The 17,672-nt window shown below is 72.4% G+C and carries 17 protein-coding genes; 11 read left to right on the top strand and 6 right to left on the bottom strand.

Going from position 1 to position 17,672, the window contains the following annotated elements:
- Positions 1-5: 5 nt before the first annotated feature.
- Positions 6-587 (top strand): DNA-3-methyladenine glycosylase, encoded by a 582-nt coding sequence (locus BLQ63_RS07145; RefSeq protein ID WP_091031551.1) that lies wholly within the window; start codon positions 6-8, stop codon positions 585-587.
- Between the two features lie 243 nt (positions 588-830).
- Here the strand turns inward: BLQ63_RS07145 and BLQ63_RS07140 are convergent, their stop codons facing one another.
- Positions 831-2,774: a hypothetical protein gene (locus BLQ63_RS07140; protein WP_091030892.1), complete on the bottom strand. Its 1,944-nt coding sequence runs from the start codon at positions 2,772-2,774 to the stop codon at positions 831-833.
- 219 nt (positions 2,775-2,993) lie between these two features.
- Here BLQ63_RS07140 and BLQ63_RS07135 point away from each other — a divergent pair, with 219 nt between their 5' ends.
- The 6 genes from BLQ63_RS07135 to BLQ63_RS07110 are packed head-to-tail and all read left to right on the top strand — an operon-like array spanning position 2,994 to position 10,475.
- A complete protein-coding gene (locus tag BLQ63_RS07135; RefSeq protein WP_091030891.1) occupies positions 2,994-4,670 on the top strand; it encodes a Wzz/FepE/Etk N-terminal domain-containing protein in 1,677 nt (558 codons plus the stop codon).
- Positions 4,667-6,088 (top strand): hypothetical protein, encoded by a 1,422-nt coding sequence (locus BLQ63_RS07130; RefSeq protein WP_177154815.1) that lies wholly within the window; start codon positions 4,667-4,669, stop codon positions 6,086-6,088. Before BLQ63_RS07135 ends, BLQ63_RS07130 begins: the two co-directional genes overlap by 4 nt.
- The gene (locus BLQ63_RS07125) at positions 6,085-7,362 is read left to right on the top strand and encodes a hypothetical protein (protein ID WP_091030888.1); all 1,278 of its coding nucleotides are present in this window, start codon (positions 6,085-6,087) and stop codon (positions 7,360-7,362) included. The genes BLQ63_RS07130 and BLQ63_RS07125 overlap by 4 nt, the downstream gene beginning before the upstream one ends.
- 19 nt (positions 7,363-7,381) lie before the next feature.
- On the top strand, positions 7,382-8,407 hold the full coding sequence (locus tag BLQ63_RS07120) for a sulfotransferase family protein (RefSeq protein ID WP_091030884.1): 1,026 nt from the start codon (positions 7,382-7,384) through the stop codon (positions 8,405-8,407).
- Between the two features lie 44 nt (positions 8,408-8,451).
- On the top strand, positions 8,452-9,720 hold the full coding sequence (locus BLQ63_RS29135; protein ID WP_308204476.1) for an MATE family efflux transporter: 1,269 nt from the start codon (positions 8,452-8,454) through the stop codon (positions 9,718-9,720).
- Between the two features lie 23 nt (positions 9,721-9,743).
- On the top strand, positions 9,744-10,475 hold the full coding sequence (locus tag BLQ63_RS07110; RefSeq protein ID WP_091030880.1) for a class I SAM-dependent methyltransferase: 732 nt from the start codon (positions 9,744-9,746) through the stop codon (positions 10,473-10,475).
- A 4-nt stretch (positions 10,476-10,479) separates the two neighbouring features.
- Here the strand turns inward: BLQ63_RS07110 and BLQ63_RS07105 are convergent, their stop codons facing one another.
- Genes BLQ63_RS07105 through BLQ63_RS07095 form a run of 3 tightly spaced genes read right to left on the bottom strand, consistent with a single transcriptional unit; the run spans position 10,480 to position 11,902 of the window.
- Complete coding sequence (locus tag BLQ63_RS07105; RefSeq protein WP_177154814.1) at positions 10,480-10,800, bottom strand: type II toxin-antitoxin system PemK/MazF family toxin; 321 nt, start codon at positions 10,798-10,800, stop codon at positions 10,480-10,482.
- On the bottom strand, positions 10,797-11,054 hold the full coding sequence (locus tag BLQ63_RS07100) for a hypothetical protein (protein ID WP_143014797.1): 258 nt from the start codon (positions 11,052-11,054) through the stop codon (positions 10,797-10,799). The genes BLQ63_RS07105 and BLQ63_RS07100 overlap by 4 nt, the downstream gene beginning before the upstream one ends.
- Positions 11,055-11,089: 35 nt before the next feature.
- Positions 11,090-11,902, bottom strand: a complete 813-nt coding sequence (locus BLQ63_RS07095; protein ID WP_091030873.1) for a WecB/TagA/CpsF family glycosyltransferase — start codon at positions 11,900-11,902, stop codon at positions 11,090-11,092.
- Positions 11,903-12,102: 200 nt separating this feature from the next.
- Here BLQ63_RS07095 and BLQ63_RS07090 point away from each other — a divergent pair, with 200 nt between their 5' ends.
- The 4 genes from BLQ63_RS07090 to BLQ63_RS07075 all read left to right on the top strand — a co-directional run bounded on the left by BLQ63_RS07090 (position 12,103) and on the right by BLQ63_RS07075 (position 15,587).
- A complete protein-coding gene (locus BLQ63_RS07090; protein WP_245680880.1) occupies positions 12,103-13,137 on the top strand; it encodes a sulfotransferase in 1,035 nt (344 codons plus the stop codon).
- Positions 13,130-14,035 carry a glycosyltransferase family 2 protein gene (locus BLQ63_RS07085; RefSeq protein ID WP_091030872.1) on the top strand — a complete coding sequence of 302 codons (906 nt, stop codon included), beginning with the start codon at positions 13,130-13,132 and terminating at the stop codon, positions 14,033-14,035. Before BLQ63_RS07090 ends, BLQ63_RS07085 begins: the two co-directional genes overlap by 8 nt.
- 170 nt (positions 14,036-14,205) lie before the next feature.
- Positions 14,206-14,805, top strand: a complete 600-nt coding sequence (locus tag BLQ63_RS07080; protein WP_091030869.1) for a DUF4956 domain-containing protein — start codon at positions 14,206-14,208, stop codon at positions 14,803-14,805.
- Positions 14,805-15,587 (top strand): polyphosphate polymerase domain-containing protein, encoded by a 783-nt coding sequence (locus BLQ63_RS07075; RefSeq protein ID WP_091030865.1) that lies wholly within the window; start codon positions 14,805-14,807, stop codon positions 15,585-15,587. The genes BLQ63_RS07080 and BLQ63_RS07075 overlap by 1 nt, the downstream gene beginning before the upstream one ends.
- Before the next feature lie 78 nt (positions 15,588-15,665).
- Here the strand turns inward: BLQ63_RS07075 and BLQ63_RS07070 are convergent, their stop codons facing one another.
- Both BLQ63_RS07070 and BLQ63_RS07065 read right to left on the bottom strand, forming a co-directional pair.
- Entirely contained in the window at positions 15,666-16,925 is a 1,260-nt protein-coding gene (locus BLQ63_RS07070; RefSeq protein ID WP_091030862.1) for a sensor histidine kinase, read from the bottom strand.
- The gene (locus BLQ63_RS07065) at positions 16,922-17,623 is read right to left on the bottom strand and encodes a response regulator transcription factor (protein WP_091030858.1); all 702 of its coding nucleotides are present in this window, start codon (positions 17,621-17,623) and stop codon (positions 16,922-16,924) included. Before BLQ63_RS07065 ends, BLQ63_RS07070 begins: the two co-directional genes overlap by 4 nt.
- Positions 17,624-17,672 lie beyond the last annotated feature (49 nt).

Raw genomic sequence — 17,672 nt, 5'->3', positions numbered from 1 at the left:
GCGCCCTGCTGGACCGGGCGTTCTTCGCCCGGGATTCGGTGGCGGTCGCCCCGGAGCTGCTGGGCTGCACGGTGACCGCGAACGGCGTCACGGTGCGGGTGACGGAGGTCGAGGCGTACCGCGAGGACGATCCGGCGTCGCATTCGTTTCGCGGGCGGACCGATCGCACGGCGGTGATGTTCGGTCCCGCGGGGTTCTTGTACGTCTACTTCACCTACGGCATGCACTACTGCGCGAACCTGGTGTGCGGCGCGACCGGGGCCGGGGCGGCGGTGCTGCTGCGCGCCGGCGAGGTCGTGGACGGGGTCGAGGCGGCGCGCGGGCGCCGGGGCGAGCGGGTCGCGGACCGCGATCTCGCGCGCGGGCCGGCGCGGCTGGCGCAGGCGATGGGCTGGGACCGGTCCGACGACGGGGCCGACATGGTCGGGGCGGTGCGTGCGGGCGTCGAGGCGCCGGCGGTGCTCGCCGGGCCGCGCACCGGGATCACGAAGGCGGCCGACACCGCTTGGCGGTTCTGGATCGCGAACGACCGCTTCGTGTCCCCGTACAAGCGCCACCCGAAGGCCCCGGCGGCCGAGGCGGAGTAAGTATCCGCAGGCGGACGGCTCGCTGAGCCGACCGGCTGTCGTGGCCGAGCGAGGCGAGTGGGACCTCCCGCCCAGGGTGGGTAAGTCATTGTCCCCGTCGCCGAATCTCCCACCGGGGTCCGACATTTCCGCGTGCTTCGCCGCGAAAATGCGGCGAAGCTCACGCACTCCGGCGGGTCGGGCCGCACGGCGAAGCCGACGCTTCGGCCGTCCGGGCCGCACCGTGATCCCCGTGGACCCCGGCTATTCGAGCCGCACGTTGAAGTACGGCGATCGCATCAGGGCCCTGAACGCGTCGAGCGCGCCCTCGTCGAGGTGGACCTCGGAGTTCCGGCCGCCGTTGGAGTCCTCGGGCGTCTCGAAGTAGACGATGGCCTTCAGCCGCGGATAGTGCGCCATCTGGTACCGCGCGGCCTGGAAGACCGCGGTCTGGTGGTCGGGGTACTCGTCCTGGTGAAAGACGCCCCATTCGGCGAGCATCATCGGCTTGTCCGGGTGCTCCTCGGCGATCCAGTGGTAGAAGCCGGGCCAGGCGGTGTCGCCCTTGGTCTGGTCGACGATCTCGCCGAAGTCGGAGCGGCCGTCGTCGTGGAGCGACTGGCCGTATCCCGAGAGCCCGATCCAGTCGACCACGTCGTCGCCCGGGTAGAGCTGGTCGTGCCAGGGCTTCTCGACCCACTTGAGGTAGCCCATGTAGTTCATGACCGACACGACGTTGTCGACGCCGTTGGCGCGCAGGCGCTCGATCACGTACCGGAACATGTCGGCGTAGTCGGCGGCCTCCATGCCGGAGCCCTCCCTTTGGACCACGTCGTTCTCCGGTTCGTGGTGGACGGTGAAGAAGAACGGCTTGTCGAAGTCGGCGCTGATGTGGGCCGCGAGCCGGTCGAGGAACTCGTCGGTCTCGGGGTCGCCCGCGGCGATCTCGGCCCACGAGGCCCCCTGCGGCTTCCAGTTGAGGAACAGCGTGCGCGGCTTCTCGGGGTCCTCGGTGAGCGCGATCTGCGCGTCGGTCGGGAACAGCCGCTGGTCGCCGCGCTCGTAGGCGTGGTAGATCTGCTGCGTGTGCTGGACGCGCTCTTCGAAGGTGAGGAGCTCGTCCTCTTTGACGCGGCTGGTGTGCGCCGCGGGCGCCACGCCGACCAGCGCGCCGCAGGTGGGGATGAGCTTGTCCCCGGTCTTGCAGACGCTCAGCTGGTCCTCGTTCTGGCCGGACTCCTCGCGGGGGCTCGCCGGCGGCCCGGCCGAGGTCGGGTCCGCGGCGGGCACGCCCGGGGCCGCGCTCGGGTCGGTCGTCGGGCTCGGGTCGACCGCGGGCAGCGGGCTCGGGCCGGTGGACGGGCTCGGGTCCACGACCGTCGTCGGACTCGGGTCGGCGGTCGGCGCCGCGCTCGGGTCGGCCACGGCGGTCGGGCTCGGGTCCTCGGTGGGCACCGGGCTGTCGGCGGCCGACGGGGACGGGTCCTGCGACGGCGTGGTGCTCGGGTCGAGGCCGGTCGGGTCCGGGTACGGCGTCGGCGCGGTCGGCGGTGCCGGCGGCGTGGGCGGGGTCGAGACGGTCCGCAGCGCGGGACCCGTGCCGTATTCGGCGCCTTCGAACTCCAGGTAGGCCTCGCGGTCGGGGGTCGTGACGGCGAAGCCGTAGCGGCCGGGCGCGTCGATCGCGCCGGTCACGTCGAAGACGACCTCAGTGGAGGACGAGTCGACTTCGGCGACGTCCCAGACGGTCCCGTACGGCGGCGCCGAGGCGGCCGTCAGCGAGCACAGGCAGCTGACGGGGTGGACGGACGTGACCTCGACGGTCATGCCCTCGCCCTCGGGCGGGGCGGCGACCGGCAGGCGCAGCTCGGCGGTGTGGTCGGGGCGCACCGTGGACTCGTCGACGGCGAACTGGAGGTGGGTCACGGCGATGCCGAGGTCATCGGAGTAGCCGACGGGCAGCACGACGGGCGCGTCCGGCGCCGGGCCGGTGACGCCGGTGGCGGTGAAGGAGGCCGCGAGCGGCCGGTGGTCGACGGTGCCGGGGCCGCCGTTCCAGGCCTCGTCGACCGTGTCGCCCAGTCGGCTGCCGTCGGATCCGACGCCGTAGCCGATCACGAATCCCGTGAGGACCAGCGGGAGGACGGCCAGGACCGTCACGATGCCGCGGCCCGTCCAGAGGCGCTGCCGTTGTTCCGGATCGCTCATCGTCCACCTGCTTCCGTCTCATGTGACCGCGTCCAATGTGACCCGCGCTCAAATGACGCGAATCAACATATTAGCGAACAAATTGGTTTCTACTAGTCTGCTCGCCCAAAGACAACCCCATCGCGTCCGCGAGCCTGGACGGGCGCGGCGCGCCCGTCACCTGAACGGCTCATCACTCGTTACTCCAGCGAGATCCCAAGAACGAGAAAGGCCTTCGCGTTGAGGACCCCTGCCGCCCGCACGCTCGCCGATTACGGCGTCATCGTCCGCCGCTCCTGGTGGCTCGTCATCGGAACGGTGGCCGTGGCGCTCGCCGCCGGGTTCGCCTACACCGCGTCGACCGAGAAGGTGTACGAGTCCACCGCCTCGGTGCTGGTGCTGCCGACCGCGAGCGACACCGCCGTCACCGGGGCGCGCACCGCCGGCCAGGTCAACCTCGACACCGAGGCCCAGCTGGTGAAGTCCACCGAGGTCGCCGAAGCCGCCGCCGAGGCGCTCGGCACCGACCCGGCCGCCGACCTCGTCTCGCGCGTGTCGGTGACCGTGCCGCCGAACACCGCGGTCCTGGAGATCTCCTTCAGCGCCGGCGATCCCGAGGCCGCCCGGGCCGGGACCGTGGCCTTCAGCGAGGCCTACCTCGCGCACCGCCAGGCCGGCGCCACCGCGTCGCTCGACGGCGCGATCGCCTCGACCACCGTCGGCCTCGACGCGGTCAACGCCGACATCGACGCCGCCGAGGACGACCTGTCCCGCATGGACTCCGGCGACGGCGGCCGGGCCTCGCTCGAGTCCACTCTGGATGACCTGCGGCGCCAGGCCGGCGAACTCGAAGCCGAGATCGCCGCACTCGAGGCCGAGCAGACCGCCGTCTCGCCCGGGCGGGTCATCAACCAGGCCCCGCTGCCCGAGGCGCCGGTGAGCCCCAACGCGATGTTCAACCTCGCCGCCGCGCTCGGCGTCGGCCTGCCGCTGGGCCTCATGCTCGCCTGGGCCCGGCACCGCCTGGCCCGCAAGGTGTCCTACCCGACCGACCTGGTCGAGCGCTGCGAGCTCGACGTGCTCGCCTCCGTGCCGCCGGCCGTGAAGTTCCAGCGCCGCGAGGTCTTCGGGGCCTACAGCCCCGGCGGCCGGGTGTTCTCCCAGCTGCGCAACGTCGTGGCCTCCCAGCTCACCGGCGAGCAGCGCGTGATCGTCGTCGCCGGGGTCGCGCCGGGGCCGGCGGCCAGCGTCGTCGCCGCGAACCTCGCCACCGCCATGGCCCGCGCGGGCGACCGCGTCACCGCCGTCGCCGCGAACCCGAGCACCACCGTGGGACTGCCCGAGCTGTTCGGGACCGAGTCCGTCCCGGGCCTGGCCGACGTCTGGTCCGGGCGCATCGACCTCGCCGTCGCCACGCACGCCGCCCCGAGGCAGCCGAGCCTCAACGTGATCGGCCCCGGCGCCGCCGCGCGGGCCGCCGGACCCACCAGCGAGGCCGCCGCCGAGACGTTCGCGAAGCTCGCCGAGGCGGGACGCTTCGTCGTGGTGGACGCGCCGCCGCTGTCGTGTTCGGCCGACGCGCAGCTGCTCGCCGGGCACGCCGACGCGGTGATCCTCGCGGTCCAGTCCCAGCGCGACGCCATCACCGAGACCGCCGCCGCCGCGGTCGCCATGCGCCAGATCGACACGCCGCTGCTCGGCGCGGTGCTGCTGCCGAGCGTGCTCGGGCCGATGAACACGGTGCCGCTGCCGACCGCGCGCCGCGAATTGACCTCGGCTCCGACGGTCTCGGCCGACGAGACGCCCACGGACTCCCTCGATGCCGTTGACGACGGCGAGGCCGCGACGACCCAGACGATCCCGGTGGTGGGGGCGAAGCCGGTCGTCGGGACGGCGCGCTCGGCCGAGCCCCGATGACGCTCCTCGCGGCCGCCCGCTCGGCCGGACGGGCCCGGATCGGACCGGAGCGGGCCGCCTCCAACGAGGGCGCCTCGCTGTTCTGGCTCCTGGCCGCGTATCCGCTGTGGTGGGCGCTCGGCCTCGGCGTCCTGGCGATCCCGTTCGTGGCGGCCGTCGCGGCCGTCAAGCTGGTGCGGCGGCGCTCGATCGCCGTCCCGCCCGCGTTCGGGTGGTGGCTGCTGTTCCTCCTCGCGGTCACGCTGAGCCTGGCGAACCTCGGCGTCGACCCGCCCGGCACGATCCCCGAGACCTGGTTCTCGAGCCTGCCCGGCGCGACGTTCCGGTTCGGCTTCTACTGCTGCTGCACCCTGATCGCCCTGTGGGCCTACAACCTCCTGGTCGAGGGCCGGCTGCGGCGCGAGCGGCTGATCCGGCTGCTCGCGTGGCTGTTCGTGGTCACCGTCGCGGGCGGCCTCCTGGGGACGTTCGCAGGGAGCTTCGAGTACACCTCCCCCGTCGAGGCGCTGCTGCCCAAGGCCGTTGCCAAGGACGGCTTCGTGCAGTCGCTGGTGCACCCGGCGGCGGCGCAGACGATGGACTTCCTCGGCTACGAGACGCCGCGGCCCGCCGCGCCGTGGGGCTACACCAACACGTGGGGCAACAACTTCGCGATCACCGCGGTCTGGCTCGTCGTGGCGGCCTTCTGCATCCCCGCCGCGGCGAAATGGCGCGTCGGCGCCGTCGCGCTCCTGGTCGTCTCGCTCGTGCCCGCCGTCTACTCCATGAACCGCGGCCTGTGGCTCGGCCTGGCCGCCATCGCCGTCTTCACCGCCCTGCGGCTGCTCATCTCGGGGCGGCCCGGCGCGATGCTCGCGCTCGGCGGAGCCGGATGCGCCGCGATCCTCCTCGTCGTCCTCACGCCGCTGGGGACGGTCGTCCAGGCGAGGATGGACAACGGGCACTCGGACGAGGGCCGCGCGTTCTCGTCCGAGCGCGCCACCGAACTGGTCGTCGAGCACTCGCCCGTGATCGGCTTCGGCTCCACCAGGAAGACCCTCGGGTCGGGCGAGTCCATCGCCGTCGGTCCCACCCCCGAGTGCCCCCGCTGCGGCGGGCGGACCCTCGGCGGCAACGGCCAGCTGTGGCAGGTCATGTTCGCCCACGGCATCGCCGGGACCGTCGCCTACCTCGGCTTCGCGCTCGCGGTCCTGTGGCGGTTCCGGCGCGACCACACCGCAATCGGCATCGCCGGCAGCGCCGTCGTCGGCTTCTCGCTGCTGTCGATGTTCTACTACAACGCCCTCGTCACGCCCCTCCTGCTCACCCTGCTCAGCTACGTCCTCCTCGCCGCCAACAACACCGTCCACGCTCGCGGAGCGGTGGATTCGCCCAGTCCCGAGCCCGGGAACCTTGGCCCAGAGACGGAGAACCGATGAGCCGAGCCCTGAAGACCGCCGACGACCTGCGCAGGCGGGCGACCTACCTGGCGGAGGTGATCGACCAGCTCTATCCCGGCGCGGACGCGAGCGGTCAGGCGCCTCCCGGAACGCGGGCGAAGCGCGGCGAGCCCGCCCGGCCCTACATCGTCGTGCCCGGCCGGCGCAAGCCGCGCGTGCTCATCCCGGCCGCCGACCGCAAGGTCGCCGCGGCCGCGCTCTCGCGCTACGCCAGGCCCGCCGCCCGCGGCGCCCGCCTCAAGCGCGACGCCGCCGTGTGGGCCCTGCGCCTGGGCGTCGACCGCCTCCTGCTGCCGCACCGCGTCAAAGTCGGCGGCGCCGAGGGCATCGACGACCACCTGGCGTCCGTCCTCGGGCACGAAGTGCACCTGAGCATCCACATCGGACCCGCTCGGGCGAACCGCAAACCGGTGCTCCAGATCCTCGACGGCGACGCCAACACCGTCGCGTTCGCCAAACTCGGCGTCAACCCGCTCACGCGCGAACTCGTCGACGCCGAGGTCGCGGCCACCAAGCGCCTCAGCGAGTTCTGCGAACTGCGGCTGCTGCGCGTGCCCCGGCTGCTCCACGCGGGCAACTGGAACGGCCACAACCTCATGGTGACCTCCGCGCTCCCCGCCTGGACCGCGCCCGCCGACCTCGGCCCCGCGCGACGCGTCAACGCCATGCGCGAACTCGCCGACGCCTGCGGGAACTCCCGCTCGCCCCTGGGCGAGTCGAACTACGCCGCCCGCCTGCGCTCGCGCCTCAAGGCGCTCACCGAACGCGCCGAACCGGACGCCGACACGCTCCAGACCGCCGGGGAGACCCTCCTCGACCGCTTCGCCGCCACCGAGATGTCCTTCGGCGCCTGGCACGGCGACTGGTCCCCGTGGAACACCCGCGAGACCGACGAGGTCATCTACCTGTGGGACCTCGAACGCTTCGAGACCGGCGTGCCCTACGGCTTCGACGCCGCCCACTACCGGCTCCAGGACGACATCGTCACCAAGGGGACCGACCCGACCACCGCCGTGCTCGGGCTCGTCGCCGACGCGCCCGCGATCCTCGCGCCCATGGGCGTCGCGCCCGCCGAGGCCGAGGCGACCGCACTGCTGTACCTCGTGGACCTCGCCGCCCGCTACATGGGCGACCAGGCCGAACGCGCCGGCGCCGCACTCGGCGCCCTCGGGCGCTGGCTGCTGCCGACCCTGCTGCGCCACATCGCCCGCCAGCGCACCGCGCCGGCGAACGGCACCGACGGAACGCATTGAGCGGCAGAAGGAGCCACCCATGAGCCAGCGAACGCTCCGCGAGCGCATCCCGGGCCGGCTGAAGGCCGTCGTCGGCCATTCGTCCCGCACGTTCGGACGCCTGACGGCCTCCTCACGGATCCTGCCGGGCCTGCTGATCTGCGGCGGCCAGCGCTGCGGCACGACGTCCCTGTACCGGGCCCTGGCCCAGCATCCGGCGATGCTGAAGCCGGTGTTCCACAAGGGCGTCCACTACTTCGACACCGGGTACGACCGCGGCATGGCCTGGTACCGGGGGCACTTCCCGACGCAGGCGGGCGCGCGGCGCATCGCCGACCACACCGGGCTCGCCCCGGTGGGCTTCGAGTCGAGCCCGTACTACCTGTACCACCCGCTGGCCGCGATGCGCTTCGCCCGGGACCTGCCCGGGGTCAAGGTGATCTCGCTGGTGCGCGACCCGGTCGAGCGGGCCTGGTCGCACCACGCGCACGAGGTCGCGCGCGGGTTCGAGCCGATCGCGGACTTCGCCGAGGCCGTCGCGGCCGAGGACGAGCGCCTCGACGGCGTGGAGGAGCGGCTGCGGACCGAGCCGGGGCTGTACAGCTTCGACCACCAGCACCACGCGTACGCCGCCCGCGGGCGGTACACGGACTACCTCGAGCCGCTCGCCGGGCACGTCGGGCGCGACCGGGTGCTGGTGCTGGACTCCGGGGAGTTCTTCTCCAGGCCCGAGGACGCGTTCGAGCGGGTCCTGCGGTTCCTGGGGCTGCCGTGGATCGGGGAGTTCGCGTTCGCGCGGCACAACGCGCGCGGGCGCCCCTCGCCGATGACCGCCGCGCTGCGGGCGCAGCTGACCGATCACTACGAGCCGTACGACCGGCGGCTCGAGGAATGGCTCGGGGGCGTGCCCAGTTGGCGGCGCTTACCGCGGCGGCCGTCGAGGACGAGGAGGCCGGGCGGGAAGAGCTGCGCGGCACGGCCCGCGGCGGACTGGCGAACCTCGTCGGGGCCGCCGTCTCCGGCATCGGCGGCCTGGCGGTCACCTGGCTGGCGGCCGTCGCGCTGACGCCCGCCGAGGCCGGCGCGTTCTTCGCGGCGACCTCGGTGTTCATGCTCGCGGGCGCGCTCGCGCGGCTGGGGACGCCCACGGGCCTGGTCTACTGGGTCGCGAGGCTGCACAAGAACGGCCGGGACGGCGCCATCGGGTCGGTGCTGCGGCTGGGCCTGTGGCCGGCCGCGATCGCGTCGTTCGCGGCGGCGCTCGCGCTGCTGGCGGCGGCGCCGATGTTCGCGCGCCCGGACCTGGTGCGGCTGCTCGCGGTGTTCATCCCCGCGTCGGTCGCGATGGAGGCGCTGCTGGCGGCGACGCGCGGCTACCGGCTCATGGGCCCGTCGGTGGTCATCGACAAGCTCGGGCGCACCGTGGCGCAACTGGTCGGTCTCGGTGCGATCGCCTTGGCGGGCAGGGCGACCGCGCAGTGGATCACGCTGGCGTGGGTGCTGCCGTACCTGCCCGCCGCCGTTGCGGCCGGCTGGTACCTGCTGCGGCGCCACCGGGCGACGCGGCCCGATCCGGGCTTCCCCGACCGGGTCTCGGCCCGGGCGTTCTGGGGGTTCACGGCCCCGCGCGCGGCGGCGGGCGTGGCGCAGCTGGGGCTCCAGCGGCTCGACATCATCATGGTGGCGGCGCTGGCCGGGCTCGGCCCGGCGGCGGTGTACACGGTGGCGACGCGGTTCGTGATCGTGGGGCAGATGGCCTCGGGCGCGGTGGGGCAGTCGGTGCAGCCGCGCGCGGCCGCGGCGATGGCCGTCGGGGAGCCCGCGTCGGCGCGGGCGCTGTACCAGACGTCGACGGCGTGGATCGTGAGCCTGACCTGGCCGGTGTACCTGGCGGTGGGGCTGCTCGCGGACTGGTACCTGCAGCTGTTCGGCACGGAGTACGCGGGCGGCGACGCGCGGATGGTGGTGTGGATCCTGGTTCCGGCCATGATGATCAGCTCCGCGTGCGGCGTGGTCGACTCGATGCTGTCGATGGCGGGGAAGACCTCGTGGCAGCTGATCGACGTCTCGATTTCACTCGTCGTCAACGTCGGGTTGAACCTCGCGTTGATCCCCTCCATGGGTGTCGTCGGCGCGGCGATCGCGTGGTCGGCGGCCGTCCTGGTCAATAATTTGGTTCCACTCGTGCAACTGTGGCGCACGTTCGGCCTGCACCCGTTCGGGGTGTTGACGAGGCGGACGCTGCTGGCGGCCGGCCTCGGATTCGGTGTCCTTCCGTTGGCGGCCGTGCCGTTCGGCCCGCTGTGGACGCTGGCCGCGCTCGCGGCCGCGGGCCTCGCGTGGGCGGTGGCGCTGCTGCGCTACCGGACCGCCATCTGACACTCCGAATTGAGGGGACCTTCATGGCCAGCAACTACACCGAGGTGTTCCAGGACCCGTCGGCCGTGGAGAAGTACGCCGAGCGGACGTACGCGCCGGGGACGTTCTCGTCGATCGTCTCCGGCCGCCAGGCTGGCTGGCTGCGCGGCTTCGTTCCGAACGCGTTCCCGCTGGCGCCGGTGCACCACGACTTCGCGTGCGGGACGGGCCGGGTCTCGCGGATGCTGTCGGGCCTGGTGTCGGTCTCGCACGGCTACGACACCTCGGAGGCGATGCTCCAGAAGGGCCGCGAGCTGGGGACTCCGGGGCACGCGCACCTGGTCCGGCCGGGTCTGGCGGTGCCGGAGACCGACCCGGTGCGCCCGGCGCTGGTGACCGCGTTCCGCTTCGTGCTCAACGTGGACCTGCATCTGCGCGACCAGCTGATGGACTTCGCCTCGATGGCGCTGCCCGACGCGGACGCGGGGCTGCTGCTGGTGGAGAACCACGGCAACGCCTCGTCGCTGCGACACCTGCGCAAGACGTTCGGGCGCCTGGACGCGAGCACGTGGTTCCAGGAGCTGTCGCACGAGGAGATGCGGGACCTGTTCGACCGCCACGGCTTCGACCTGGTCGGGATGCAGGGCTTCACGCTGTTCACGCAGGGCTGCTACCGCAATCCGTGGGGTCCGGGGGCGAAGGCGGCCGACAACCTGCTGGCCTCGCCGCTGTCGAAGTGGGCCTCGGACGTGGTCTACATCGCGCGGCGCCGCTAAACGCTCAAGACAGCCCGAGGATTCGGCGCAGGACCAGCTCGATCTTCATCATCTGAAGGCTGTCGACTGCGCCGACTCGCTTGACGAACCGCCGGGTCGAGACCGTTCGGAGATGCTCGCACTGGGCATAGCTCGTGACCGGGAGGACTTCCTCCAATTCCACGTGCGTCGGATACTCCCTCCGAGTGCGCGAAATCGGCACGACGACCGGTATGCCGAAGCGGGCCATGTCATCACGGGACACGATGACAGCCGGCCGCTGGTGACCTTGCTCGTGGCCGATCGGATCGCCGAAGTCGCACAGGTAGATGTCACCTCGGTTCACAGGATGTCGCTCCAGTCCTCGGCTTCGAGCTCATCGCCCAACGACGGTGCGAGTCGCTCGCTCTCTCGCTGGAGATCATCCCTGGCCTCTGCGGTGCCCATCACGGCCCTCGCGCGAGCCCAGAATTCCTCTTCCTCGGCGACGTCGATAGCGCGCTCAACCGCGCCGGCCATTGACAGGTGTCGGTGTTCCGCGAGCTTTGCGATACGATCGCGCAGCTCTACCGGGACCTTGATAGTAGTCATGGCACTCATACCAAAAGTATACCATCAAGGATACCGCGATGAGATCACCGACGTCGGCGGTAGGCCTCGGCGAGGAGCCGGAGGGCTTCGGGCACGTCGTCCCTGAGGTAGCGCCGGGCGAGCCGGCGGGGTTCGGAGAGCATCCGGAACAGCCATTCGGTGCCGGTGCGCTGCATCCATTTCGGTGCGCGGCGGCGGTATCCGGCGATGAAGTCGATGCTCGCGCCGCAGCCGAGGAACCAGGCTTTCGGGGCGGCCGCGCGCAGGCGGACCGTCACGTGCTCCTGCTTGGGGAAGCCGAGGCCCACGTACACCAGGTCGGGCGCGGCGGCCTCGACGCGTTCGACCAGGGCCCGCCACTGGTAGGCGTCCCGGTCGAAGCCCATGGGCGGGCACCAGGCGCCGGCGATCTTCAGTCCCGGGTAGCGGGCCTCGAGGATCTCGGCGGCCCGCTCGGTCGGGCGCGTCGCGCCGTCGGGGGTGCCGCCCAGGAGCGCGATGCGCAGGCCGCGCTCGGCGGCCGCCGCGGAGAGGCTCCAGACCAGGTCGGAGCCCGCGACGCGCTCGGGCAGGGGGGTCCGGGCGATCCTGGAGGCCCACACGAGGGGCGCGCCGTCGGCGACCACCAGGTCCGAGGCCTCGACGATCGTGCGCAGTTCGCGGCTCCTGCGGGCGGCGGCGAGGATGTCGACGTTCGGGGTGACGATCTGGCCGCCGCGCCCGCTCTCGAGCGCTTCGAGCACCCGCCGCACCGCGCCCTCCTGCGTGAGGGGGTCGATGCCGATGCCGCCCAAGCGGATGCGGGCGGCGGGAGAACCGTCGGCGCGGTTCGTGCGGGAAGGACCCAAGCGCTCCATGCCAAGACGCTAAGCGGCCGGGCGCGTTTTTCCGGGTTTTTTCACCACAGGGCGTGTCCCCCACCCCACCTCGAGTCGTTATACGGATCAACAGAGGGCATGTGCGGGATGCCGAGGAAACCTCGGCCTGCGGCCCCGGTCCCGGCCGGCCGCGCCTCCCCGCGCAGTCGGGGCGCCGCCGGGGCCCCGACCGTCCGAGGGTGAGCGAGGGTGCAGTGAGCGTGAAGATCGCCGATACGGCCGAGCAGTCCGAGAACCGCGTGAAGGTGGTCTTCATCGGAGGACTGGGCCGCAGCGGCACCACGCTCCTGGAGCGCCTCCTCGGCCAGCTCCCGGGCGTGGTGCCCCTCGGCGAGATCACCCACCTGTGGGAGCGGGACCTGGTCGGCAACGAGATGTGCGCGTGCGGGGCGACGTTCTCGCACTGCGAGTTCTGGCAGCGGATCGGCCGGCGCGCCTTCGGGTCCTGGGAGGACGTGGACGTCGAGCGCCTCAACGCCCTCAAGGCCACCGTGGACCGCACCCGGCACATCCCCGCGCTCGCCTCGAAGAAGCTCGCCCCGGCCCAGCACCAGCTGGTGACCGAGTACGCCGAGTACTTCGAGAAGATCTACACCGCCGCGGCGAAGGACACCCGGGCGCAGGTCGTGGTCGACTCCTCCAAGCACGCCTCGCTGGCGTACTGCCTGCGCTGGTCGCCGAAGATCGACCTGCGGATCATGCACGTGGTGCGCGACTCGCGCGGCGTCGCGTACTCGTGGACCAAGCAGGTGCGCCGCCCCGAGTCCCCTTCGGGCGACCAGATGACCCGCTACTCCCCCGCGAAGGCCGCGATGCTGTGGAACGCGCAGAACGCCGCGTTCGGCCTGCTCGCGCGCCGGGGCGTGCCGGTGCGCCGGGTCCGCTACGAGCGGATCATCCAGCGCCCGCGCAGGGTCATCGCCTCGCTGGCGCGGTTCTGCGGGCTCGACCTGGTCGAGTCGGACTTCAACTTCATCGGCGACGGCTGGGCCGACCTGGGCCCGAGCCACTCGGCGGCGGGCAATCCGATGCGGTTCACCGTGGGGCGCATCCCGATCCGGCCCGACGAGGCCTGGACCGAGGACCTGCCTGACGGGACCCGGCGGATGGTCTCGACCCTGACCCGTCCCCTGCTCGGCCGCTACGGCTACCTCGACGAGGAGGAGGCCGCGGCGGGCGAGCCCGCACGCGAAGAGGTGAGCGTCCGTGACTGACTGGCCCTCCGTCGGCGTCGTGATCCCGACCCATGACCGGCCGCAGCAGATGCGGGCGGCGCTGCGGTCGGTGCTGACGCAGTTCTACCCCGGCGACCTCGAGGTGATCGTGGTCTACGACCGCGCCAAGCCCGACGAGGAGGTGGCCTCGGACGGGAAGCGTCCCGTGCGGGTGGTCAAGAACGACCGCACGCCCGGTCTCGCCGGCGCCCGCAACACCGGGATCACGGGCCTGGAGACGGACCTGGTGGCGTTCCTGGACGACGACGACGAATGGCTGCCGGGGAAGCTCGCCGCGCAGGTCACGGCCCTGGGCACCGAGGCGGAACTGTGCACCACCGCGATCGAGGTGGACTACCGCGGCCGGCGCAATCCGCGGCTGGCGCAGAAGACGATGGTGCGCCATGTGGACCTGCTCAGGTCGCGCATGATGATGCTGCACTCCTCGACGTTCCTGTTCCGCCGCTCGGCGCTGCTGGGCGGGCTCGGACTCGTCGCCGAGGACGCGCCGGGGAGCCAGAACGAGGACTGGGACATGCTGCTGCGTGCCTCGCGGCGCCGCCCCATCGCGCATGTCGACGTGCCGTACGCGCTCGTGAACTGGGCCGGATCGCACTTCGAGACCCGTTGGGACACCAAGATCTCCTCGCTGCGGTGGATACTCGACCGCCACCCGGAGATCCACGGCGTCCCCGACGGCGCCGCGCGCGTGTACGGGCAGATCGCGTGCTGGCACGCGGCGATCGGGGACCGCAAGGAGGCGCTGCGGTGGGCGCTGCGGGCCACGAAGGCCAACCCGGGCGAGCCGCGGGCGGCGGTCGCCGCCGCGGCCGCGGCGGGCATCGTCGGGGTCCCCGCCGTGATGGCGGCGCTGCACCGGCGCGGCCGCGGCATCTGAGACCGGTCGGTTCCGCGAAGGGCCGCAATCGGATACATCGTCCGTTCACCGATTGTCCGGCCTTTATTCACGGCTTATCGGTGCCTTAACCTCCGCGCGAATACGGTTCTCCACATGCCGCCGCGGCCCGCGCGTCGGCGGACCCGCATCCGCTTCCCGAGGAGGACCCGTTGAGTCTCGCGCTCGCACTCGCCTTGCCCGTCAACCTGTTCGCGATCACCGTGCTCGCGTGCGCCATCTACTACCGGCGCCACCACCGCACCGACCTGGCGCTCGGCTACGTGGCGCTGAACGTGGGCGTGTTCGCCGTCTCGGCGCTCATGCTCTCCCAGCAGGTGAGCCTCGGCCTCGCGTTCGGGCTCTTCGGGGTCCTGTCGATCCTGCGCCTGCGGTCCGACCAGATCTCGCAGCGCGACGTCGGCTACTACTTCACGGCGCTCGCGCTCGGCCTCATCAACGGCATCGGGTCGTCGCGGCCGGCGGTCATGATCGGCCTCAGCGTGCTCCTGGTGCTGACGATGTACGTGGCCGACCATCCGCGCCTGGCGAACCGGGCCCGGCACCGCATGATCGTGCTCGACACCGTCCACCGCGACGAGGCACGCCTCAAGGAGGACTTGGAGCGCCGCCTCGACGCGAAGGTCCGCAAGTTCGAGGTCGTCGACACCGACTACGTCCGCGAGACCATGACCGTCGACGTCCGCTTCCAGCCGCTGCCGGTCGGCGCCCCCGCGACCCCCGACCGCACCTACCCGATCGCGAGGGTCTGATGCGCACCGGACTCGACCTGTTCGCCCCCGTCGACCTCGCCTCAGTGGTCGACTCGGCGAACCTCCAGACCCGCGTCGACTCCAAGTACCTGCTGACCCCCGACGCCTACGGGCGCTTCCGGGAACGGCTCGCGCACGGCGGCGACTGGCGCTGCCTCGAAATCGACGGGCGCCGCCGGTTCGCGTACGAGTCGATCTACTTCGACACGCCCGGACTGCTGACGTACCGCCAGCACCGCCAGGGCCGCAGGCACCGGTTCAAGGTCCGTTCGCGCACCTACGCCGACTCCGGCGAATGCGCCTTCGAGGTCAAGCTCAAAGGCGCGCGGGCGGACACGGTGAAGCAGCGCATGGACTACCGGGCCGCCGACGCCGGGCGGCTCGCACCGGACGCCGCCGCGTTCCTCGCCGAGACCCTCCAGAGCGCCTACGGCATGGCCGTGCCGCCCGGGATGGCCCCGCGGCTGCGCACCGACTACCGCCGCCACACGCTCGTGGACCTGCGTGCGGCCACCCGGATCACGTGCGACGAGGAGCTCACGGTCACCGGGGCGACCGGTACGGCGGCGGCCCGGCGGGTGTGCCTGGTCGAGGTCAAGTCGGCGCAGGCGGGCGGGCCGGTCGACCGGATGCTGTGGCGGTCCGGGGCGCGGCCGGTGTCGGTCAGCAAGTACTGCCTCGCCGCGGCCGCGCTCTACCCGTGGCTCGGCGCGAACCCTTGGGCGCGTGCGTACAAGGAGTGCTTCGGGGCGGATGCACGGGTCGATCGCCGCGACTCGTAGCCGTTTCGTAGCGGCACGGAGACCGTCAAATGCGGCGGACCATACCGGTTCGCCGAATGATCCCGGGGCGCTCGTCCCTCAACCCAGTTCGAGTCTGATGAGCGCGCCCCTGCCGCCCGGGCCCTGGCCGAACACCAGCTGGCCGCCCGAGGCGGCGGCGGCGCGCCTGGCGATGTCCAGGCCCAGACCGGTCGAGCCGCCTTCGCTGCGGCCGCGGTCGAACACCGCGAGGTTCGGCAGTCCCGGTCCCTCGTCGGCGACGTCCACGATCGCGCCGCCGTCGTAGCGCGGCGTCAACCGGACCTCGAACGCGGTCCCGTCGGGCGTGTGCGCGAAGACGTTGGCGAGCAGGGAGTCCATCGCCGCGGCCAGGTCGGCGGCCGACAGGTGCACCATGAGCGGTCCGGGCGCCAGTCGCACCCGGCACTCGCGGGCGGTGTCCTCGGCGAGCGCCGACCAGAACTCGACGCGTTCGGCCACGACGGCCGAGGCGTCGCACGCTCCAGCCTCGGCGGGGTTGCGGGCGTGCTCGATCGCCAGGTTCACCGACCGCTCGACCTCGGCCACCGCCTGTTCGAGCGTCGCCCGCTCGGCGGGGTCGCGCATGGCCTCGGCCTCCAGGCGCAGCACCGTCAGCGGGGTCCGCAGGCGGTGGGAGAGGTCGGCGACGCGCTCGCGCTCGGCCTCGAGGAGGTCCTTGATCCGGTCGGCGAGCGTGTTGAGCGCGGTGCCGACGTTGCGCAGCTCGGCCGGTCCGGCCGCGTCGGCGCGGGCCACCAGATCGCCTTCGGCGAGCCGGTGCGAGACCGCGGCGAGGTTGTTGAGCGGCACCAGGAGCCGCCCCGCGAACAGCGAGGCGACCGTGAGGCCGAACGCCAGGAGCGCCACGGCGATCACCCCGAGCAGCAGCCAGGAGCGGGCGACGCCCTCGGTCAGCTGCTCGTCGGAGACGTGGACGCGGACGACGGCGGTGCCGTCCTGGAGGCCGATGCCGTAGAGGATCTCGCGGCCGGAGGCGGTGGAGGCCGTCAGCGACCGGCCGAGGGCGGCGAGCTCGACCGCGTCGGACCGGGGGGCCGGCTCACCGATGACCGTGCCGTCGGGCCAGAACACGGTCACCGGGTAGGCGTTCTGGGCGTTGAAGGTCTGCACCGTGGTCTCGGTGCGCGCCAGGTCGCCGGAGCTGACGATCGGCGTGAGGTTCTGCCCCTCCAGCTCCGCGGCGGCGATGGCCTCCTGGGCGGCGCTGTTGCGCAGCAGGATCGCCATGGGGATCGAGAACGCCAACAGGATCAGGGTCGCGGTGGCCCCCACCAGGAGCGTCAGACGGGCCCTCATCGCTCGTCCCCCGCGGTCGGGTCGACCAGTTTGACGCCCACGCCGCGCACGGTGTGCAGGAAGCGCGGGGCCTGCGCGGTCTCGCCGAGCTTACGCCGCAGCCACGCCAGGTGCACGTCCACGGTCTTGTCCGCGCCGCCGAACGGCAGGTCCCACACGTCGGTGAGCAGCTGGCGCTTCGCGACGACCTCGCCGGCGCGGGAGGCGAGGTAGTGCAGCAGATCGAACTCCTTGGGGCTCAACTCGAGTGCGGTGCCGTCGAGGTGGGCGGAGCGTCCGCGCGGGTCGATGCGCAAGGCCCCGACCGCGACCGTCGAATCCCGCTCGCCGCCACCGCCGCCGGTGCGGCGCAGCACCGCCTGGATGCGGGCGTCGAGCTGCTTGGCGGTGAAGGGCTTGACCACGTAGTCGTCGGCGCCCGAGCCGAGGACCCGCACGATCTCGTCCTCGTCGTCGCGGGCGGTCGCCACGATCACCGGCACGTCCGAGACGCCGCGGAGCATCCGCAGCATCTGCGACCCGTCCAGGTCGGGCAGGCCCAGGTCGAGCACGACCAGGTCCGGGCGGTGGTCGATCGCGGCGCGCAGTCCGGTCATCGCGTCGGGTGCGGAGGCGACCTGGTGGTTCAGGTCGCGCAGGGACCGCAGCAGGGCGGAGCGGACGCGCTCGTCGTCCTCGATCAGCAGCAGTTGGGCCATGGCCGGAACTCTATGCGGCCGACACGCTCCGAATCCACCCCTGCGGCGG

Source organism: Glycomyces harbinensis (assembly GCF_900101745.1).
GTDB classification, from domain to species: Bacteria; Actinomycetota; Actinomycetes; order Mycobacteriales; family Micromonosporaceae; genus Glycomyces; species Glycomyces harbinensis.
The sequence above is the reverse complement of the archived record's forward strand: the minus strand, read 5'-3'. Positions and strand labels throughout refer to the sequence as shown.